This is a genomic window from Fundicoccus sp. Sow4_D5 (assembly GCF_052116365.1).
Classification (GTDB): Bacteria; Bacillota; Bacilli; order Lactobacillales; family Aerococcaceae; genus Fundicoccus.
Genome location: NZ_JBQKLF010000037.1, coordinates 1 through 317, shown reverse-complemented (window position 1 = coordinate 317; position 317 = coordinate 1). Strand labels below are relative to the sequence as shown.

The 317-nt window shown below is 48.6% G+C and carries 1 protein-coding gene; it reads right to left on the bottom strand.

Going from position 1 to position 317, the window contains the following annotated elements:
- Nucleotides 1-98: 98 nt before the first annotated feature.
- Nucleotides 99-317, bottom strand: a 219-nt coding sequence (locus tag ACTQ45_RS13685; protein WP_441764038.1) for a hypothetical protein, incomplete at its 5' end; no start/stop codon positions are given.

Here is a 317-nt window from a genome sequence, read left to right as displayed (position 1 = left end):
TATCTTTTCCTGCGAGAGGTGGTATCCTTCGAGTCGACCAGTAATCGACACCATCACCCATAAACCCAAAGGTGTCACTCCATTCCACTGCGTGACGATTAAATGAAAGCACCCATGCTCTTTATCAAAACGTCCGGTCCGATAGGAGCGGACACCTTTATCTTTTCCTGCGAGAGGTGGTATCCTTCGAGTCGACCGATAATCGACACCATCACCCATAAACCCAAAGGTGTCACTCCATTCCACTGCGTGACGATTAAATGAAAGCACCCATGCTCTTTATCAAATCGTCCGGTCCGATAGGAGCGGACACCTTT